General features: G+C 68.6%; 3 protein-coding genes. 1 reads left to right on the top strand and 2 read right to left on the bottom strand.

The genetic code is table 11. From position 1 onward, the window contains the following. Window positions 1-79 precede the first annotated feature (79 nt). A complete protein-coding gene (locus ELR45_RS17625; RefSeq protein WP_205856784.1) occupies window positions 80-910 on the top strand; it encodes an SDR family NAD(P)-dependent oxidoreductase in 831 nt (276 codons plus the stop codon). A 33-nt stretch (window positions 911-943) separates the two neighbouring features. Here ELR45_RS17625 and ELR45_RS17630 read toward each other — a convergent pair whose 3' ends face one another. Continuing rightward, window positions 944-1,471, bottom strand: coding sequence for a P-loop nucleotide/nucleoside kinase family protein (locus tag ELR45_RS17630; RefSeq protein ID WP_165367870.1), 528 nt, complete (start codon window positions 1,469-1,471; stop codon window positions 944-946). Between the two features lie 35 nt (window positions 1,472-1,506). Further along, window positions 1,507-1,869: substrate-binding domain-containing protein (locus tag ELR45_RS38235; RefSeq protein WP_205856785.1), on the bottom strand; the 363-nt coding region annotated here is incomplete at its 5' end.

Consider the following 1,869-nt stretch of genomic DNA (forward strand, 5'->3'; position numbering starts at 1 on the left):
GCCGGTGAGAAATCGTTAGCGCGTCGCACGCCCAGCTGTCTACGCTTGCCGTGCTCGATCTTCTACCGCTGGAGGTTCCGTGGCCACCGCCGCTTCCATGTCGCCTGGGCTCGACGGCCGCGTAGCCCTCGTCACCGGCGCCAACCACGGCATCGGCGCCGCGACCGCAGAGGCGCTGGGCCGCCGGGGTGCGGCCGTGCTGATGACATATCTCCGGGTCGACGACGAGCCGGACCCCGGCACACCGGCCGCCTATGGGCAGGGCCGTTCCCGCGACGCCGGGCACGTCGTCGATGAGATCCGGACGGCAGGAGGCCGTGCGGAGGCCATAGAGGCCGACCTGACCGATCCCGCCACGGCCGCGATGCTGTACGACGAGGCCGAGCGTGCGTTCGGGCCCGTAGACGTACTGATCAACAACGCCAGCGGCTGGACGGCAGACACCTTCGCGGCGACCTACACGGACCGATTCGGCCGCTCGCTCCAGCCCGTCACTGCCGAGACAGCGGACCGCATCCTGGGTGTCGACGCTCGCGGGGCGGCGCTTCTCATCGCGGAGTTCGCCCGCCGGCACATCGAACGCGAAGCCACCTGGGGCCGCATCGTCGGGCTGACGTCCGGCGGGTCGCTCGGATTTCCCGGCGAGGTGTCCTATGGCGCTGCCAAGGCGGCACAGGTGAACTACACCATGTCGGCCGCGGTGGAGCTCGCTCGCTTCGGCGTCACGGCCAACATCATCCATCCGCCGGTAACCGACACGGGATGGGTCACGCCCGACGTCACCGCTGCGGTCGAGTCCAGCGCTGAGCTTTTCCACGTGGCCGAGCCCGCGGAGGTCGCGGATGTCATCACCTACCTGTGCTCAGACTCCGCAGCCTTGATCACCGGCAACACGATCCACCTCCGCTGACCCCTGCGTCACGGATCGCACGGCCCGCCACGCCTACTGGATGTCGGCTACCAGGCGTGCGACATCGACCGCCTTCGTCGTCTGCACGGTGTGCACGGGGCCAAGCCCGAGCGGCTGCGCCTGTCGGGCCCATTCGCGCCACTGTTCGTCGTCGACACGTCCGTCGTCGTGCACCTCATGCCGGTCGACGGCCCTGCGTTCGTACCGCCGGCGGGCGACGTCCAACGGGACCTCACACCACACCTCATGCACGTCTTCGACCTGAGCCCTCTTGAGCCCGGCAGCGACCGTCGGCCGGAGATTCGCGAGCAACGGACTCTCAAGGACGGCGCCACCACGCGCGTCCGCCAGGAGGGTCCACAACGTCTCTCCAGCTGTTGCGCCCAGCCTCTGGCTCCATTGCCGCGCAGTGACTCCATCCGGCGGCGGGCCGAGCATGTCGGCCAGGGTCTCCTTCACGCTGTCCTTGCTGAACAGTGGCAGCTCCAGCGCATCGGCCAATGCCCTCGCGAGCGTGGTCTTACCCGAGCCCGGAATACCGTTGACAATCACAACCACCATCGGATGACACTAGCGCTTCCCTGCAGGTAGCACGTTCACAGGGCGCGGCAGCTGCCGCGAATGGCAAGGCTCGTCGGCAGGCGGACGTGCGGCTCGCGATGCACGCCGCCGATGAGGTCGATGACCATGCCCAAGGCTTCCGCGCCCATCTCGTGGATGGGCTGCGCGACGGTGGTGAGCGGGGGGTCGGTCAACGCCGATTCGGGCACGTTGTCGAAGCCGATCACAGATAGGTCCTCCGGGACGCGGAGCCCGACCTCGCGCGCGACCTCCATGGTGCGGATCGCCGAGAGGTCGTTGGCCGCGAAGATCGCTGTCGGGCGATCGGGCATCGTCAGCAGTTCATGCGCTGGAGGATCGGCGAGGTCGGGACGGTAGCCGCCGACCCGCATCAGGGC

Source organism: Phytoactinopolyspora endophytica (assembly GCF_004138495.1).
GTDB lineage: Bacteria > Actinomycetota > Actinomycetes > Jiangellales > Jiangellaceae > Phytoactinopolyspora > Phytoactinopolyspora endophytica.

Excerpts from the sequence above, each read along its gene's own strand:
- ELR45_RS17630 (WP_165367870.1), bottom strand. The coding sequence starts at position 1,471 with ATGGTGGTTGTGATTGTCAACGGTATTCCGGGCTCGGGTAAGACCACG.